Below are 16,288 nucleotides of genomic sequence, written 5' to 3' on the forward strand. Positions count from 1 at the left end.
CCCCTAAGATAGATTAATTTCCTTTACTTTTGAACACTTATTAAATAAATATGAGCTTAATATATGTAATGGGTCGTACTGCTTTTTTAATTCAAGCCACTCGGAATAGCGCGCTCCATAATGCTTTTTCCAATAGTCATGCTCTAATGACTCCCCTAAATAGCCAGAGAGATAACGTTTGCCCCCTAATGGTAAAAAAAGTGCATCCAAATGTTTAATGGTTTCCACGCAACTTGGAGTGAATAGTGTCGGTAGGCCTGGATTGATAATCATGAAGGAGAAAATATGGAGTTCTTCAGGAAGCATTAAAAAACCACTCGCTTTACGATGAACGATGGGGACTAAATGTACTAATGAGGCATAATGGATGGGTAAGGTTTCCAGAATTTCTTCTAATTTATTTAAGGGGAATTTAGGGATAAAGCATTCATACCACGGATGTTGTAAATCCCATTGACCACTCATTTTCATGATCTTTAAACGTGCATCATGACGATGTAAATAAGAATGAATCGTTTCGTCTTGAGTATGGAGAATTTTCCAAGGCTTCAAGGACAAGCTATGAAAATCAGGTGCATGATGCTCATATTCAATCGAGACGTGCAACGCATAAAGCCATTGGGCGAAGGGCAGGCGACCCGAGTCGGTGAGCTTTGCTCCTTGAATGGCTGGGGTGCAAAAGGATTCAACGTAATCTGCATAGTCTTGGCATTGCTGTAAATCACGCAGCCAGCTTTCTTTATCCAGATAGGTTAAATAGAAGCTACGTACGGTTTTTTTGCAGGATCTTAAGGCAATACGAGCTCGGGTAATGACGCCAAAATGACCTTGACCTCCTAGGCAGGCCTGCATTAAAGGTGAATGTCTATCTACTTGGACTAATTCACCATTGGCAAGAATAACTTCCAATTCGCGTACATGGGCAATGGCACTGCCGTATTTAAATGATGACGCACCTATTCCACCGGCAGAAAGCACTCCACCAATCGATAAATTGCAGTTATAGGGCAGCACATAAGGAGTGAGCGAGTGCGGCAAGGAGCGTTCGAGCAAATCAGCCCAAGTGCAATTCGCCTCCACCCAAATGGAATGATGCTCTGGCTCTTGTACCTGATTAAAATGCCTCATATCCAGGATTAATCCTCCCGGAGCCGCCAACGATTGTCCGTTTTGGCTCATGCCATTACCCCGAATGGTGATTGGGAGCTGATGTTCATGAGCATATTTGAGTAGCGATTGCAGCGCCTCGCGCGTTTGCGGCGCGCAAACTGCGGCCGGTTGGGAATGCACCAACCCGCCGAAATCGCGACCGAAAGGAACTAGAGCCTGCTCATTACTTTGAATGTTTTGTTCCGGCCTTTTTTCCCATTGCATTAGGTGTTGGCTGTTCCACTGGTTCACAGTTTGCGGCATGTTTTCGGTTCCTTTTTTGAGCTAATTCCAATTTACGGTTGCATGCGATTACTAACCCATCAAACATTTTCGTAAACGCATCGTAGCAACGATCAATCATTTGTAGGGCATCACGTCGTACGTGAATAGGAACTTTTCTGGAAAATAACTCACGCTCCATTTCTGTTTCAAATAAGGCGTGGGCTTTTTCTACCTCCAGGTGGGTTTTGGAAAAATATTTTAAATGTGCTTCCTCACCAGTTTTTCTTACTTGATCGGCCACTTTTTCAAAAAAGACGTGTCCTGAGGATTCAAGGGTTAATAGTAGGGCGATATTCACAATGTCATTTTTGGCATTAAATACTTCAGCAATCAGAGCATAAGCGGCATCACGCGTAGAACGCGTCTCACGGCTGTAGAGCCAGCTTACGCCATTTTTATTACAGGCTTTATTAATGCTGGTTGTTCCCATATATTTTTTATCTTGCAAAAACCAACGGTCATGGCCTGCATCTTCGTGCCGATGATGGCGGGCTATTTTTTTGAGGTAGGGATCAGTAACGCGCTCCTCATTAATACGTAAAATATCTTGGAAGGTCATCGTCCAAAAAGTTAATTCAGGAACAAAATAGCTTATTTCTTCGAGGCTATTTAATTGTTCCAAGAGGTTAAAAAACGGATGGTTTTTAAATTCACTTTGTTTTGAATCAATATAATCTTGAATAAGTCGCATCATCTCTCCCTGTTTTTTACGTGCCTAACTCATAGTGTAGGTCAAGTTCTTGTCCTGCTGCTGGATAAGCTTATCCACTAGCTGCCAATCAACGGTTTCAAGGCTGGTTCCCTTCTCGCAAATCTGATTTAAAAATTCTTTTTGTTGGGCGCCAATTTTTAGGGCTTCAGCATAGGGCGTATTCGTAAACATGACTAATACGTGTTTGGAAATATACTGTTGTGGGTAACGTTGCATGAGCAACTGTTCTAATTGTTTTTTTAAGTTAAATTGCGGATCGCGAATATTGCTTTGAATTTCCTGGAAATTATCCATAGACATTTGGGCTACCGCATCGGTATTGGGTTTTCTGGATTGATAAAAGGCAGGCATTACCTGGGCCCAATCATCTTCATATTTATCCAACAGAGTATTTAAAATACGACAATCTTCAAAAGCGCTATTCATCCCTTGACCGAAAAAGGGGACAACACCATGTGCCGCATCGCCCAGTAACAGGCACTGATCTTGATAATGCCATGAGTTACATTGAATGGTGCTCATATTGCCTGTTGGGTGTTCGCTAAACTCATACAATAAATTGGGCATGACTGCATACGCATCAGCAAAGGCTTCTTTAAAGAAGGCATTAATTTTAAATTCACTATCTAATTGTGCGAAGCTATTTTTTCCCTCATGAGGTAAAAACAGGGAACCGGTAATGGAATGATCGCGATTAGGATTCCCTAATAATAAAAAAGCATTTCGCGGCCATAGGTGTAAATATTCATGCGCGAGTTCATGCTGGCCTGGAGCACCAATTGACAATTCCTTATATCCGTAGGATAAAAAGGAGCGTGTTGCTTTGATCAAACCATGAGAACTTAATTGCTCACGTACGCAAGAATTCACGCCATCGGCACCGATTAAATATTGGTAGGGAACGTTTAAGTGCTCCTCATGCTGAGTTTTAAAATGCATGACTTTGTTTTCAAGATCAAGGTGGGATAATTTGCTATTAAAGCTAAAGCGGACATGGGGGTATTTTTCTGCTTCATTCAGTAAGAGTTTGTTTAATTCATTGCGTTCAACGGCATTAATGTATTCTTCATGATGACGGCCAAAGGATTGGTATTTAATTTGTCCTTGAGCATCATGAATGGCGCGCGCTCGCATTGGCACCATTAACTGTTCTATTTCCGGCATAATTCCGATACCGGCAAGACCTGTAATGCCGCGGCAAGATAAGGCAAGATTGATGGAGCGTCCATCGTGGCTTTGGCTTACGCGCAGATCGGGCCTTGCATCAAAAACATGGAGCTTGTAGCCACGTTTGGCCAGGTAGAGTGTAAGTAGGGTTCCAGCTAAACCAGCCCCAATAATGCTTATCTCCTTCATTCCTATTTCCTTAATGCATAAACGCTATAAGTAGCGGGAGCAAGAATTGTGCCTGTTGGCGGGAGAAATTGTGTTGGAATTCTGCCCTTAGAATATTCTTTAATTAAGTGGCCATTTATGGATCAGGGACACGCCCCGGTAATTCGGCTTTATAAGTAAGTAATCTACAGATCAAGCATCTCTGTTTCCGCTTACAAATAATCCTGCAAAAATTGTCCTAAATCTTCTGCCTTTTGGGGTGGAGAAAAGTAGTAGCCCTGCGCATAATCACAGCCATGCGTCATAATAAATTCGCGTTGTGATTCGGTTTCTACGCCTTCGGCCAACACTTCCAGATTGAGGCTGTGGGATAAGTTAATGATCGCGCGGGCAATGGCGGCGTCATTTTCTTTTTCTACTAATTCGGTAATAAATGAGCGGTCTATTTTTAACTTATCTACGGGGAATTGTTTTAGGTAGGCAAACTCGAATAACCGGTACCAAAATCATCAATGACTACTTTAATTCCCATATCCTTAAGTGCATACATCGCATCAACCGCATGCTTTATATTATCCACCAAGAGGCTTTCCGTCAGTTCTAACTCCAGGAATTTAGGCGATAGACCGGTTTCGTGCAGAATTTTGCCAATCATTTCGGGCATTCCTGGCTGGCGTAATTGCCGGCCAGAAATATTCACCGCCATGGTTAAATGGGAATAGCCTTGCTGATGCCAGCGCACCAGTTGCTTGCATGCTTCTTCCATCGCCCATAGGCCAATTTCTAAGATTAAACCATTTTCCTCAGCAATACCGATGAAATCATTGGGGGGTACCATACCTAGGATGTGGCTATTCCAACGTAATAAGGCTTCAAAGCCAATCAATTTATTTTCTGATAAATTGATTAAGGGTTGATAGAGTAAATGAAACTCATTTTTTTGCAGTGAATCGCGTAAGGCATTGTTTATCTGCATCCGATTAACAATTTGCGTATTCATTTCCTTATCATAATTATGGTAGGTATTACGCCCACTGTCTTTGGCATGATACATCGATAAATCGGCACTTTTCATCAAGGAGTCATAATCATTACCGTCCTTAGGAAAATAGCTAATACCAATACTGCCCGTTATTTTTAAATGATGCTCGTCAATGGGAAAGGTCTGAGATAAGGAGTTGAGTATCTTGTCGGCAATTTGGTGGGCTTGTTGTTCGGTGTGGATGTCTTGCAATAAGATGACAAACTCATCGCCACCGAGGCGACTGACGGTATCAATCTCATTGGTTGCCAGAAGTAAGCGGTTCGATACCGCCTGCAAAAGCCGGTCGCCCATGCTATGCCCTAAGGTATCGTTGGTTAATTTGAAATGATCTAAATCCAGGAATAAAAAGGCTAATATGGAACCTTTCTTTTTCGCTTGTAAAATCGCTTGATCCACCCGGTCAATTAAAAGTACGCGATTGGGTAATTCAGTTAGGGAGTCATGGGTTGCTTGTTTGATCAGTTGCTCTTCCATCTTCCGACGTTCGGTCACATCATTGATAAGGCAAATATAATGCTTCACTTTGTCAAACGAATCGCGTACTGGTGCTACACTGATCTCACACCAAAAAATTTCACCATTTTGTTGGTAACTTTCAAGTTCAACTGTTTCTTCACGTAATTCTTTTATCGCTAAAATAATCCGCTTGTGGTTCACATGTTGGGTTTTATTTGCATGCAAGAAGGTTAGGCCTTGGCCTAATAGCTGTTCTTCGCTATAACCTGTAATACGCTCAATTGCTTTATTCACGTAGATGATTGGCAGATTTGGTTTGCTAATATCGAGAATAGCTACCCCGTGAGTACTTGCTTCAATTGCTCGTTCACGAATGCGTAGCTCATCCTCATGCATGAGTCTTTTGGTGACGTCCCTAAAACTATATACACGCCCAACGATCTCAACCCCTACCCGTTGGGGTTGCGTATAACGCTCGAAAATACGCCCATCTTTAAAGTGTAATTTAGGTAGTTCCCCCTGCCAGTGGGGGTTTTCGTAAAGAAAATTGACATCGGAAACTAAACCTTCAGGGTTAATTAATTGCTCTAAAATGTATTCAAAACTAATACTTTCAGTGCCAACTTCTAACATATAGGTAGGAATACGCCACATTTCTACGAATTTTTGATTCCAATCGACAACCTTACCTTGGCCATTCACCATCATGATGCCATCAGCAGTTGATTCCAGAGTGGCACGAAGTAAGGAGAGTGATTTTTCTAGTTCAATATTTTTTTCAAAAAGATTAACTGTTTTTATATTAATATTTTCTGAAAGAGGGGCCTGGATTGAGCGTTGAAACTCAGGTTGAGTATGAAACCATTGTTCTAAAAGTGCAGGTAAATTGGGTGTCGGCGAAATCATTCCTAATTCTTCACAGACATTCGTAATTGAGGGGACGTTTCCTTTCTTCTTAACCGAACCTGCTGCTTGCACAACTCTTGAGTAGTCTATCTCTTTTAAAGCCATATATTGTTAACTATCCACAGCGTTAGAAAAATTTAGTGTAAATCATATACTTCTTAAATAATACAGTTTAGAAATTTTTTATTCATTAACGCAAGAGTGGAAGTTGATTGATATTGAGTTTACTTCCGGGCCACCTGGTCCGCGCTTAAGTTCAGAATTTTAAATCATTGGAGAGGCCTTAAGAAAGGTTTTTTTAACGAGATATCCTAGGCTAAATTGTGCCAGCCCAACTCGTTTAACATCCACCGCCTATTTGCAGAAATTCATGGTGAAATAGAGGGTTTACTGCCTAGGAGGAATCGCTTGAAATCTTCTTCCAAGCGATTTTGCGAATGATTAGGGATAAAACCGCTGTTTCATTCGTACGCAATAGTCAATAAGCTGCGGCTGGCTCTTTGCATAATCTTGTAGTGGGGAAGCAATCGGCACTTCCAAAATATTGGCCAGAAAGGCATAAGCACTGGCATCGATACTGCTTGGTTCTTCACCCAGCAAAAATGCCGAAGATTTTAAGAGGGTACTCAAGGCCTTTAGATCTTCAATACCCAATTGATAAACCTCTGCGGTGCTATGCCTCCCAATCCCTTGCTTATAGAGATCGCTACGGATTTTTTTTTGGAGAACGAAGGGGATAATTGTACGCAAGGGTTGTTTCAAATGGCTAAAAAATTTATTTCGGGTAATTGGCCAATAACGCTCATCTATCCAGCGAGAGTACACCATAATCCAATATAAATGTTCTTCGAGTAAACGTTGTAGTGCTAAAGCCTGGGCTTTTTGTTCGCTTGATAGGTGACTATCCAGGGGATCGCCATATTTTTCTTGTAGGTAGTTAATGATGAACCCACTATCGCCCAGTATTTTACCATCATCATTAATGGTGGGAAGTTTTTTCTTGGGTCCTTTTCCTGGGTTTATAACATATACGGCTTCAAAAGGTAGCTTAGCCATACGTAAATAAGTTTCCAGTTTCATGCAAAATGGGCTGGGATTGGGTAAGGACCACTGGGGTGGAAATTGATAGAGTTTGATCATCGCTTTTCTTTTCCTTCATCAATGTAATCGTAGAATTGGTCATCCTGGCGTGATCAAAAGTGTATCTTAAAATTGGAAAAAATGTGAGGAGGAACCTGTGTTCTCGTTGGCATGCGATTGTCTAAAAATTAAATGCAAACGATAACAATAATCATTTGCATTTAAGTCGTGAAGGTTGTTACCATGCGCACTCTCTTTATTAATCAATGGACTATTTATGAAGAATGTAGCTGGTACGCTAACGAATGCAACAGGAAATTTGGTGGATTTTTATAACCTAGGGGGATTAGCAATCCAAAGGACTAAAAATTCATTGTGGGGTTTATGGACGTATTACAGCTGGCGAGAATTAGCTATTCGCGCGAGTCTTTTAACGGCTACAGTACTCTGTGCTGCGGTTGCCGCGAATACTTGTCAGGATGAGCAGTGTTCTTCGATGTTAAGAGGAGCAGGGGGCGCTGCTGCTGGTTTTTTTGTAGGGCATGCGGTGGCTATGGTTCCTACCTTCAAACGACGTCTTAAACTTAAAAATGACGCCTATGCATTTCAGGAACAAACTAGAGAATTATTAGTAGCATTGAAAACACTGGATGCGGAAAACGGACCAGAGCTTGCTGATCACATTAACCAATTCTGCTCTTATCTGAAAAACTTATCCTTACCGGTTACCAAACGGGGTGAAGGAGTACTTAATTTAGTAAAAATCAAGGGGGTATCTCGTGCTGCATATGAGCGACTTGATGAGTTAGTTACTGCCTTGGGACGTAATGAAGAGCAGGAGCGTACCCAGATGTTGGAAGAGGCTTTGAGTTTTTGGGCACAAGATTATGAGTCCTTGTTTAATGAGCTAAGTCATAAAAAAGATGAGGCTGAGGTGATTCATACTCGTCCAAAAATGTAGCAATAAATTCTGCACGTATTAATGCAGTGTACTACCGGAAGCGAAGCCTGATTCACCCACAAATAGTGTATTAGGCTGCGTAATACGCGCTACGATTCGTTTCTCTGCTTGATACAAGGAAAACCTTAATAGATTTTTAACCAAAATTGCACGAGTATTTTAGTATCATTTAATTAAGGGATAATGGTTATGTCTGAAAAAATTAAAGGGACTGTGAAATGGTTTAACGAGCGCAAAGGCTTTGGATTTATTCAAAGTGAGGGAAAGGATTATTTTGTGCATTTTAGCTCTATTCAAGAGAGTGGTTTTAAAACCCTGAAAGAAGGGGAGCTTGTTTTATTTAAATATGGTCGTGGGCAAAAAGGGCTTTGCGCTGAAGACGTTCAAGTGGTTGTTCAGTAATATTATCATAGGGAATGAAGGGCCTGAAAGGGAAGCATGTTGCTGTGAAGTAACCCCAAATTAGGGGGCTTCAACCGGGCCCTCAATGAACCGAATTAAGGGTGTTGCGTTTTTAACGTCAAAATGCGTGACACTACTAGCACCTGCAAAGTATTGATACCATGCCCCGGCAACATCTGAACTACCTGTTCCATCTTCTCATTCTATTGATGCTCAATAGTACCATTTAAGCAAGACGAACCTAATGTGCAGGAATAACTAACATAGATAAATTGTTTATCATTAATTTATCCTGAATTAAAATAAGTGAACAACGAAACAAGTTTTTTGTGTGCTTTTTATTGTGATTTCGTAAATAAAAAATAAACCAGTTAAGGTGGCTGTGGGAGCTTTATTCCGGGCCAATTAACCACTCTTTAATTAACTCAATCTCATCGTGTTTCATCAAGGACACTGGGTGACCAATGTCGGGAATGGTTACCGTTTTTAAGCGGGGTTGTAATTGCTGCATTTGCATTACGGTATTCTCTGATAAAACATCTGATAAGGCGGCATGCAGTAACAAGACAGGGCATTGCACCTTGCTCCATAGTGCCCATAGGGGAATGTTGTGCTGGGTAGCGACAATCACATTATCAATTATTTTCGGATCATAGGCTAATTGGTAATGGTTATTAGGACTCTCCCATACGCCTGCGACGGCAAGTTGTTGCCATTGCTCTGGACTTAATTGCGCAAAGCTCGAATAGGTCTTTTTAAAATAGGCTTCTACCTCTTCCAGGGTTTGAAAGGAATGTTTGCTGCCTTCTGTTCCATAATCAATAATTCGTTGCAAGGCTTGGGTGTCAACGAAGGGGCCTATGTCGTTAAGCACTAGTTTTTTAATCGGTGAATTGTTCATTGCCGCCATGATCATGCCAATCATCCCTCCCATCGAGGTGCCCAGGAAATCAATTTCGGTTACACCCAGTTGGGCCAATAAAATGGTGATGTCTGCGATATAAGTGGGGACAGAGTAATCGTTAGCATTAATTAATTTATCGCTTAAACCCCGTCCTACCATGTCGGGACAAATAACGCGATAATGTGAAGATAGCGCTTGGGCCAGCTCATCAAAATCTCGTCCGTTACGAAATAGACCATGGACACAAAGCAAGACCTTGGGGTTGTTTGGATTTCCCCACTCGTAATAATTCATTTGATGAAAAGATTGGCTATCTATTCCCATAACCTGGTGTTTTTGCATGAACTATCACTCCTTGTTCCTTATCTTCTAAAGTATAGACCACCTAACTCAAAGACAGGGACTAAACCATTGGCTTAAGGTCTCTTCTCCTGTAGCCTCGCTACCCCTCGGCTAGGCCGTGGGGCGAAGGAGCATAAATGTAAAATAGATCGATGCTGCCAGGTTAGATTAATTACTTCACTCCAATATAAATAGACACCTCATCAGCACCTTTATATGCTTCAAAATCACTAATAAAGCTACGCTGATACTCCGGGTTGTGCTCAAAGTAATTCCAAATACGTTGCCAGGTTTCCACTACCGTGGCGGGCATTGGGCCCTGACCTTGAAAAACAAAATAGTCCCCCGGTGCAATTGCAACCGAATTTAATTGCGCTGGTGCCTCATCAGCGGGAATACCCACAGTAACGGTGTATAGTCCATTAACATCAGACTCATAGTCTGAATACACTGCAACAAGAGTAGCATTAGCCGCTAAACCACTGGAATTAACTTGTTGCCAGAGATTAGGTAGTTTTGCGGTTGCCTCTCCAAACTCATCTCTATTTTGAGTGCGTGTGCTGAGGCCGGTTACTCTAAAACCCTTTACCTGTTTCAGGCTTGGTAGTATAGAGGACATGTGTATTACTCCTATTAGTCAGTGGCTTTTCCAAGAGACACAACTCGTAGTCGATTTGCATCGGGATCTTGCGCGAGAAAAGTATAACCATAGGGTACACTAGTCGGTGCATGGATTATATTGATTTCTTTAGCTTGCCATCGTGCAAAAAGCTCATCTACTTTTTTAGGTTCACTTACGGTAAATGCTAATTCGCCATTACCATTGTTTTTATCAGTAGGTGGTTCCACGGTATGGTTTGCTTTTAGGGCTAAACTCATTCCATTGGATAATTTAAATTCATGGAATGCAGGTGAGTGTTCTTCTGGTATTATACCCAGGAGTTCGCGATAGAACTTGCTGCTTAGAGCAAGTTTTTCAACGTACAGTACAATAACGCTAGGCTCGAATATCATGTTTTCTCCTTAAATTGATAAGTGATATGAACGAATCCAGTGTACAGACCTTAACTGACAGTTTTTGTCAGTAGTAAGCAGCTATTGTTCCGGAATATTATTATCCTCACGCCATTTTTTTAAGAGTGTGTGTCGTCGCTTGGGATAGCGTGTTTCTAGCGGTACTAAGGTAACAATTCTGTCGGTGCGAAAATGGCGAAAATCTGAGCGCAATTCGCACCAGGCAATAATCACATGGACCTCTTCAAAAAAACCAAGAGCCAGGGGCCAGAGCACACGTTGCGATTCATCGCCTTTGATATCAACATAGGTCATTTCCAGTTTGTATTCTCTACGAATTGCGTGACGAATTAAAGCTTCATGGTCGTCATCATGTGCTATTGCTGTTTTGGCAGACCCAATCAGTAAGCCTGAAAACTCAAGTTGATGGCGCAAATCTTCTGGAAGTACGGCAGAAATTTTTGCCAGCACATTGGTGGCTGCAAGTCTTAATTTTTTATCCGCTCTTCGAGCTACCCAGCGTGATCCAAGCACTAAGGCCTCGATTTCTTCCTCAGAAAACATGAGTGGAGGCAACATAAATCCTGGGCGTAAGACATAACCCACACCTGGCTCACCTTCGATGGAGGCTCCCTGAGCTTGTAAGGTGACGATGTCTCGGTAAATCGTGCGTAGACTGACCTCAAGTTCGTCAGCTAATTGTTGCCCACTTACAGGATAGCGGTATCGTCGCAGAATTTGGATTAGATCAAAAAGTCGTTGGGTTCGAGACAAAATAGAAACCTCTACATCGATTAATACTGACATATTTTGGCAGTATTAAGCTAAAGTTTCTAGAGTAGGGGTTTATTCTATAGTCCCACAGCGCTTAATAGGTTGGTTTATCGCTTAATGAGGTCTAAATAGATTAAAATGTTTTTTTTGTCTGGAGATTTTAATGCTGCATTCATTGAGGATTCTGTTTATTAATGAGCAGGAATTAGTTTTTTTATTTTCGGAAAAGGACAGTTGGAAAACATCTACCTCTCCTCGATTTTGCCACTAAATTTTAGCGAAATACCAGGATTAATCCCTCGTGTTTTGTTTTGCCGAAAGAGATCGTGGATGGTGAGGCCTTGTTGCATGCGCTTATCCTAATGCGAGCTCGTCTGTAGCAGCTCCTTAGAGTACGTAGTATCCGATCTCCCAAGAGTTGTGCTAAATTTACTTTTATGCACGGAATATTTCGGTCTCAGGATGAGGAGTTGCTGTGAGCAAGTCTGCTGATTTTTTAATCGTAGGAGGAGGGTTAGCAAGTGTTTTTGCCGCTAATGTTCTTAGAAGAGAGGGAGAGACCGGTAAAATTATAATTCTCTCCGCAGAAGAGGTTCTTCCTTATTTTCGTATGCAAATTCCTAAAGCGTTTCTTCTTGGGAAACAAAGAAAAGAACAATTATATATATTCGATGAGCACTACTATCAAAAAAATGATATTGAACTTATTTTAAATGCCAAAGCACGAAGTCTTGATACAAAAAATAAACGTGTCAAAACCGCTCATGCAGGAGAGTTTCACTATAAGAAGCTCCTTATTGCAACAGGCTGCAGCCCTAAAAAAATTAACGTTCCCGGCGCCAAATTAGCTGGAGTGTATTACCTAAGAACTATTGATGAAGCGGAAGCAATCATTCCAGAGATGCAAGCAGCAAAAAAGGTCACTATTTATGGTGACAGTTTTATTACGATCGAGCTGGCCTCTACTTTAAGCCAAAAAGGCATTAAGGTAACTGTTATTACTCCCGAGTTTAATACCGGGAATTTTAAAGTATGTACGGAGATAGCGCATTTCCTGATAAACAATGGTGTGGACGTCATCCTGGGCGAAAAAATTACCCAAATTGAGGGCAATAGTCGTGCCCAGTCAGTAAAAACAAACACCGGAAAAAGTGTTGCCTGTGATTTTATCATTGTAGACATGGGCTTAAAGCCGAATACAGATTTTCTTAAAGAGAGTGGTATTGAGCTTGATACTGATAAGAGTATTTTAGTAAATCAGTATATGCAAACCAATATTCCCGGCATTTATGCTGCGGGTGATGTAGTTACTTTTTATGATCCTATTTTCGAAAAATTTCGTAAAACTCGCTATGGTGATACTGCAATTAAGCAAGGAAAAATCGCGGCAGCAAATATGGCTGGAGCTAGACACCACAACCGCACCGCCTCCTATTTATTTTTCTATGCCTTTGGCACCGCCATTATCATTATCGGTGATGCAAGTGAAGCAACTGAACTTTTAATAAGAGGTTTTCCTCAAGAGAAGAATTTCGTCAATCTTTATTTAAAAAATAATACACTGCAGGGGGCAATTTTAATTGGTCGTCCTACGACTGAAATTAAAGCGGTCGAATCGCTTATTGAAAATCATACTGACCTAAAACACGTTAAAGAGCAACTTATCGCGCTCTCTTTTCCGCTTGAACCTCTGGCAACCCAAACCCTTATCGCGCTTCAAGGCGGCGGAGCCTTTGGTGCTTTTGAATGTGGGGTAATTAAGGCAATGGAGGAGTCGGAAATTTATCCTGACATTGTGGCGGGTATATCAATAGGCGCATTTAATGCTGCGATTATTGCCGGGAACCCACGCAATGCGACTGCTGCATTAGAAGCATTTTGGAATGATCTTGCCCTAGAGACTCCTGAAATTTTCGATGAGCAATCAAGAAGATTTTTCTCCTATTTGCAAGCGATTGTTTGGGGTTCCCCTAATTTTTTCCACCCACGATGGCTCATTCCCTTTATGAATCTAAATGAGCTTTCCGCGCCTTTTACTAGTTTTTATGACACAGCTCCTGTAAAAAAACTACTTTATAAGTACATTGATTTTAAAAAGCTAAAAAAGAGTCCAGTTCGTTTACTGGTGATGGCGGTGAACGTAGAAACCTCTGAATTTGAAACCTTTGATAGTTATACCGATGACTTTACTCCCGAGCACATCATTGCCAGCGGCAGTTTACCTCCAGCATTTCCATGGACAACCATTGGTGGAAAACATTATTGGGATGGAGGGATTGTTACAAATACCCCTCTTGATTCTGCTCTTGAAATTTGCGGCTGGAGCAGTAAAAAAGTTTATGTAGTTGATGTGTATCCCAAAAAACGAGGCTTGCCGAAAAATATAGTGGAAGTGCTTTCTAGAAAAAACGAGATTTTATTTGCGGAAAAGATGAGAAAAGATTTTCGTACTCAAGATCTAATTGGTGATTATAAAAAGCTCATCGAGCTTATTTTAGCTTATTGCGATCCTGATTCGATTAAAGAAATTACGGAATTACCTATATTTATTCAAATAATGGGCGACCCCGGGGTCTTATCTGTTACCAGGATAATGCTGCAAACCGAAAAAGAAGGACTGTATTCATGGGATTCTGATTTTTCCAGAAAAACAATTGAAGAGCTTAAAGAAAAAGGTTATGACACTGCTAAAGAAATACTTAATAAGTAGAGGCGAGCCTGGTTGCTCGCCATCAGGTTTTCCTTAAACCGCACATGATTTGGTGAATTCCGGTTATGCGCGTAAAGATTTTCTCATTAAAAAATTAGTTAATTTCACCCCACGAACCTCCACCTGTTGCTCTTTAACCGTAGTAAATCCGCATCGTTCAAAAAAAGGTTTGGCCGTAATACTGGCTTCTACCGCAATTTCTGGAAGGTTCATTTCACGAGCATCAGCATCTAGTCTTTCTACAATCACGGTTGCAATCCCCCGCCCTTGATACTCATGATGCACAAACAATCTATCTAAATATCCTTCATGCGTTAAATCGCCAAATCCCACAATTTGCTGATTATACTCTGCTATATAAGTTAGGTTTTCTAATAAGCTTTTCCAACGCGCGGTGACTTCCGGAGTTGTTTTCGGAGCCCAGGCTTCAAGTTGGGCAACAGAGTAATCTTTTGCATTAACGTGATGGACTGTATTTTGAAAAAGCGTAACACACTCAATAAGATCTGCTTCTGTGAGTTTGCGTACAGTAATAGGTAATTTAGACATGATAGATGCTAGTTCGGAGAATGGGACGAAGTATTGTATTATTACTAAATAATATTTAACAGGAAAAAAGAATGAAGCGATGTGGCTGGGTAGACGAAAACAAACCTCATTATGTTGAGTACCATGATACGGAGTGGGGCGTTCCCGTGCATGATGATATGAAACATTTCGAAATGCTTACTCTGGAAGGAGCCCAAGCCGGCCTTTCCTGGGAAACGATTTTGAAACGACGAGACGCTTATCGCCAAGCCTTTAAACAGTTCGATCCCAATGTCGTAGTGCAAATGACGGACGAGGAGCTGGAGGCACTCTTGACTGATTCCAACATCATTCGCAATCGCCTTAAGGTATTTTCTGTACGCAAAAATGCTCAGGCATTCCTCGCCATTCAAAAAGAATTTGGTTCTTTTGATGCTTACGTCTGGCAATTTGTTAATAACGCCCCCAAAATCAATCACCCAGAATCCTTAAAAGAAGTCCCTGCATCCACTCCTGAATCCGATGTTTTATCCAGGGATTTAAAGAAAAGAGGCATGAGTTTTGTTGGCTCCACGATTATTTATGCTTATATGCAAGCAATAGGGATGGTCGATGATCACATAACCGACTGTTTTCGCTGTTCATAATATACATAGCCTGGGTGTAATCCAGCTAACCGTGTTTTTATTCGTGGCCATATGGCAGTTATTTCCATCAATTTTATATTAAAAAATGGATTCTGATGCTGCGGATTTAGCATTATTGCACCAAGGTTGGGGAGTAATTATTTCAGATCTTTCAATTGTATTTCTCCTGGAGTATCTGAAACTTGGAACGTAAATTGTTCAATGAAAGCTCTTCCGTTGATGGCGTTCAATCCCTCATGTTTTGTAAAAGCTGTCATGTGTTTTTTATAAGTCTGTATTCGCCCATAAAAGCTAAAAGAACTATCGTCTTTTTTCGTAAATTTATACTTTTCTAAAGTCGAAAAATCTCAACGTTCATTTACTTGGGATGTCATCAGTCCATCCTACATTAATCATCAATTTATTATGTTTATCCACTAATGCATAAGGAATTGAGTTTGCTTTTAGAAGTTTCTCATAAATTGCGCCTGGATTATGTATTCTAGGCGATTGCCCAAAAGTCACATAAAAAATAGGACATGTTCCATCGGCGGAATAACGTATCTTCTGTAAAGAAACATCATGCTTTTTAAAAATTTTCAAAACAGGATGGTTGAATCTCTCTTGACGTTCTATTTGAATATGTACAGCCTCAGCATGGCTATTTAATGAAAGAGGCAGGAGGTTAAATAATAAAAAAATAAATATTTTCATAAGGTTACCTTTTTTGGGACAGACGTTTCCATAATCAGCTTTAGTGCGAAGCACACATGAATTTTGTAAACTAATTAGGATATGTACCTGGACCATAGGTACTCTGAGGCGAAAAGTGTAATTTTCGATATTATTCCATTCATAGCATTCCTTTAAATAAAAGTTTGTTTCCTAGGACCTGCGAGGGCCACGTATTTTTACTATGTAAAAAAGAAAAGTTAATATCAATTTGAGTGTCTCCATAAAATACCATTAGAAGGGAGTTCGAGCTAAATGTAGTTTTAATGCCAGCGTGTATCTGGTCACTATTATCAAAAATTAGACGAGTGACGGCTTGTTCACGGC

Annotated in this window: 14 protein-coding genes and 1 pseudogene; 4 read left to right on the plus strand and 11 right to left on the minus strand. The window is 40.8% G+C overall.

The genetic code is table 11. The features are described from left to right. Positions 1 to 3: 3 nt before the first annotated feature. From ACD661_RS13450 to ACD661_RS13470, 5 genes and pseudogenes are all read right to left on the minus strand, one after another. Positions 4 to 1,413 carry an FAD-binding protein gene (locus tag ACD661_RS13450; protein WP_400188384.1) on the minus strand — a complete coding sequence of 470 codons (1,410 nt, stop codon included), beginning with the start codon at positions 1,411 to 1,413 and terminating at the stop codon, positions 4 to 6. Next, positions 1,334 to 2,125, minus strand: coding sequence for a hypothetical protein (locus tag ACD661_RS13455; protein WP_400188451.1), 792 nt, complete (start codon positions 2,123 to 2,125; stop codon positions 1,334 to 1,336). Before ACD661_RS13455 ends, ACD661_RS13450 begins: the two co-directional genes overlap by 80 nt. A 24-nt stretch (positions 2,126 to 2,149) precedes the next feature. Then, positions 2,150 to 3,502 carry an FAD-dependent oxidoreductase gene (locus ACD661_RS13460; protein WP_400188385.1) on the minus strand — a complete coding sequence of 451 codons (1,353 nt, stop codon included), beginning with the start codon at positions 3,500 to 3,502 and terminating at the stop codon, positions 2,150 to 2,152. A gap of 191 nt (positions 3,503 to 3,693) precedes the next feature. Then, positions 3,694 to 5,993, minus strand: a pseudogene (locus ACD661_RS13465) (sensor domain-containing protein). Positions 5,994 to 6,329: 336 nt separating this feature from the next. Beyond that, positions 6,330 to 7,028: a glutathione S-transferase family protein gene (locus tag ACD661_RS13470; protein ID WP_400188386.1), complete on the minus strand. Its 699-nt coding sequence runs from the start codon at positions 7,026 to 7,028 to the stop codon at positions 6,330 to 6,332. A 217-nt stretch (positions 7,029 to 7,245) separates the two neighbouring features. On the opposite strand from ACD661_RS13470, the gene ACD661_RS13475 reads away from it, so the two are divergent. Both ACD661_RS13475 and ACD661_RS13480 read left to right on the plus strand, forming a co-directional pair. Next, the gene (locus tag ACD661_RS13475; protein ID WP_400188387.1) at positions 7,246 to 7,929 is read left to right on the plus strand and encodes a hypothetical protein; all 684 of its coding nucleotides are present in this window, start codon (positions 7,246 to 7,248) and stop codon (positions 7,927 to 7,929) included. A 189-nt stretch (positions 7,930 to 8,118) separates the two neighbouring features. Further along, positions 8,119 to 8,331, plus strand: a complete 213-nt coding sequence (locus ACD661_RS13480) for a cold-shock protein (protein ID WP_400188388.1) — start codon at positions 8,119 to 8,121, stop codon at positions 8,329 to 8,331. A gap of 391 nt (positions 8,332 to 8,722) precedes the next feature. Here the strand turns inward: ACD661_RS13480 and ACD661_RS13485 are convergent, their stop codons facing one another. From ACD661_RS13485 to ACD661_RS13500, 4 genes are all read right to left on the minus strand, one after another. After that, on the minus strand, positions 8,723 to 9,577 hold the full coding sequence (locus ACD661_RS13485) for an alpha/beta fold hydrolase (RefSeq protein ID WP_400188389.1): 855 nt from the start codon (positions 9,575 to 9,577) through the stop codon (positions 8,723 to 8,725). Positions 9,578 to 9,749: 172 nt separating this feature from the next. Continuing rightward, positions 9,750 to 10,196 carry a GyrI-like domain-containing protein gene (locus ACD661_RS13490; protein ID WP_400188390.1) on the minus strand — a complete coding sequence of 149 codons (447 nt, stop codon included), beginning with the start codon at positions 10,194 to 10,196 and terminating at the stop codon, positions 9,750 to 9,752. A 14-nt stretch (positions 10,197 to 10,210) separates the two neighbouring features. Further along, complete coding sequence (locus ACD661_RS13495; protein WP_400188391.1) at positions 10,211 to 10,591, minus strand: VOC family protein; 381 nt, start codon at positions 10,589 to 10,591, stop codon at positions 10,211 to 10,213. A gap of 81 nt (positions 10,592 to 10,672) precedes the next feature. Next, complete coding sequence (locus ACD661_RS13500) at positions 10,673 to 11,365, minus strand: helix-turn-helix transcriptional regulator (RefSeq protein WP_400188452.1); 693 nt, start codon at positions 11,363 to 11,365, stop codon at positions 10,673 to 10,675. Positions 11,366 to 11,840: 475 nt separating this feature from the next. Between ACD661_RS13500 and ACD661_RS13505 the strand changes: the two genes are divergently transcribed. Then, positions 11,841 to 14,075 (plus strand): FAD-dependent oxidoreductase, encoded by a 2,235-nt coding sequence (locus ACD661_RS13505; protein ID WP_400188392.1) that lies wholly within the window; start codon positions 11,841 to 11,843, stop codon positions 14,073 to 14,075. A 63-nt stretch (positions 14,076 to 14,138) separates the two neighbouring features. On the opposite strand, the gene ACD661_RS13510 is transcribed toward ACD661_RS13505, so the two are convergent. Next, on the minus strand, positions 14,139 to 14,624 hold the full coding sequence (locus ACD661_RS13510) for a GNAT family N-acetyltransferase (RefSeq protein WP_400188393.1): 486 nt from the start codon (positions 14,622 to 14,624) through the stop codon (positions 14,139 to 14,141). A gap of 71 nt (positions 14,625 to 14,695) precedes the next feature. Here ACD661_RS13510 and ACD661_RS13515 point away from each other — a divergent pair, with 71 nt between their 5' ends. Beyond that, positions 14,696 to 15,250 carry a DNA-3-methyladenine glycosylase I gene (locus ACD661_RS13515; RefSeq protein WP_400188394.1) on the plus strand — a complete coding sequence of 185 codons (555 nt, stop codon included), beginning with the start codon at positions 14,696 to 14,698 and terminating at the stop codon, positions 15,248 to 15,250. Positions 15,251 to 15,604: 354 nt separating this feature from the next. Here the strand turns inward: ACD661_RS13515 and ACD661_RS13520 are convergent, their stop codons facing one another. Then, a complete protein-coding gene (locus tag ACD661_RS13520; protein ID WP_400188395.1) occupies positions 15,605 to 15,943 on the minus strand; it encodes a hypothetical protein in 339 nt (112 codons plus the stop codon). Between the last annotated feature and the right edge of the window lie 345 nt (positions 15,944 to 16,288).

This window comes from Legionella lytica (assembly GCF_044626755.1).
GTDB classification, from domain to species: Bacteria; Pseudomonadota; Gammaproteobacteria; order Legionellales; family Legionellaceae; genus Legionella; species Legionella lytica_A.

What these genes read in the sequence shown, in the direction of transcription:
- ACD661_RS13450 (WP_400188384.1), bottom strand. Translation starts at nt 1,413, where the DNA reads ATGCCGCAAACTGTGAACCAGTGGAACAGCCAACACCTAATGCAATGG.
- ACD661_RS13460 (WP_400188385.1), bottom strand. Translation starts at nt 3,502, where the DNA reads ATGAAGGAGATAAGCATTATTGGGGCTGGTTTAGCTGGAACCCTACTT.
- ACD661_RS13515 (WP_400188394.1), top strand. Translation starts at nt 14,696, where the DNA reads ATGAAGCGATGTGGCTGGGTAGACGAAAACAAACCTCATTATGTTGAG.
- ACD661_RS13490 (WP_400188390.1), bottom strand. Translation starts at nt 10,196, where the DNA reads ATGTCCTCTATACTACCAAGCCTGAAACAGGTAAAGGGTTTTAGAGTA.
- ACD661_RS13520 (WP_400188395.1), bottom strand. Translation starts at nt 15,943, where the DNA reads ATGAAAATATTTATTTTTTTATTATTTAACCTCCTGCCTCTTTCATTA.
- ACD661_RS13480 (WP_400188388.1), top strand. Translation starts at nt 8,119, where the DNA reads ATGTCTGAAAAAATTAAAGGGACTGTGAAATGGTTTAACGAGCGCAAA.
- ACD661_RS13475 (WP_400188387.1), top strand. Translation starts at nt 7,246, where the DNA reads ATGAAGAATGTAGCTGGTACGCTAACGAATGCAACAGGAAATTTGGTG.
- ACD661_RS13510 (WP_400188393.1), bottom strand. Translation starts at nt 14,624, where the DNA reads ATGTCTAAATTACCTATTACTGTACGCAAACTCACAGAAGCAGATCTT.
- ACD661_RS13485 (WP_400188389.1), bottom strand. Translation starts at nt 9,577, where the DNA reads ATGCAAAAACACCAGGTTATGGGAATAGATAGCCAATCTTTTCATCAA.
- ACD661_RS13470 (WP_400188386.1), bottom strand. Translation starts at nt 7,028, where the DNA reads ATGATCAAACTCTATCAATTTCCACCCCAGTGGTCCTTACCCAATCCC.
- ACD661_RS13495 (WP_400188391.1), bottom strand. Translation starts at nt 10,591, where the DNA reads ATGATATTCGAGCCTAGCGTTATTGTACTGTACGTTGAAAAACTTGCT.
- ACD661_RS13455 (WP_400188451.1), bottom strand. Translation starts at nt 2,125, where the DNA reads ATGCGACTTATTCAAGATTATATTGATTCAAAACAAAGTGAATTTAAA.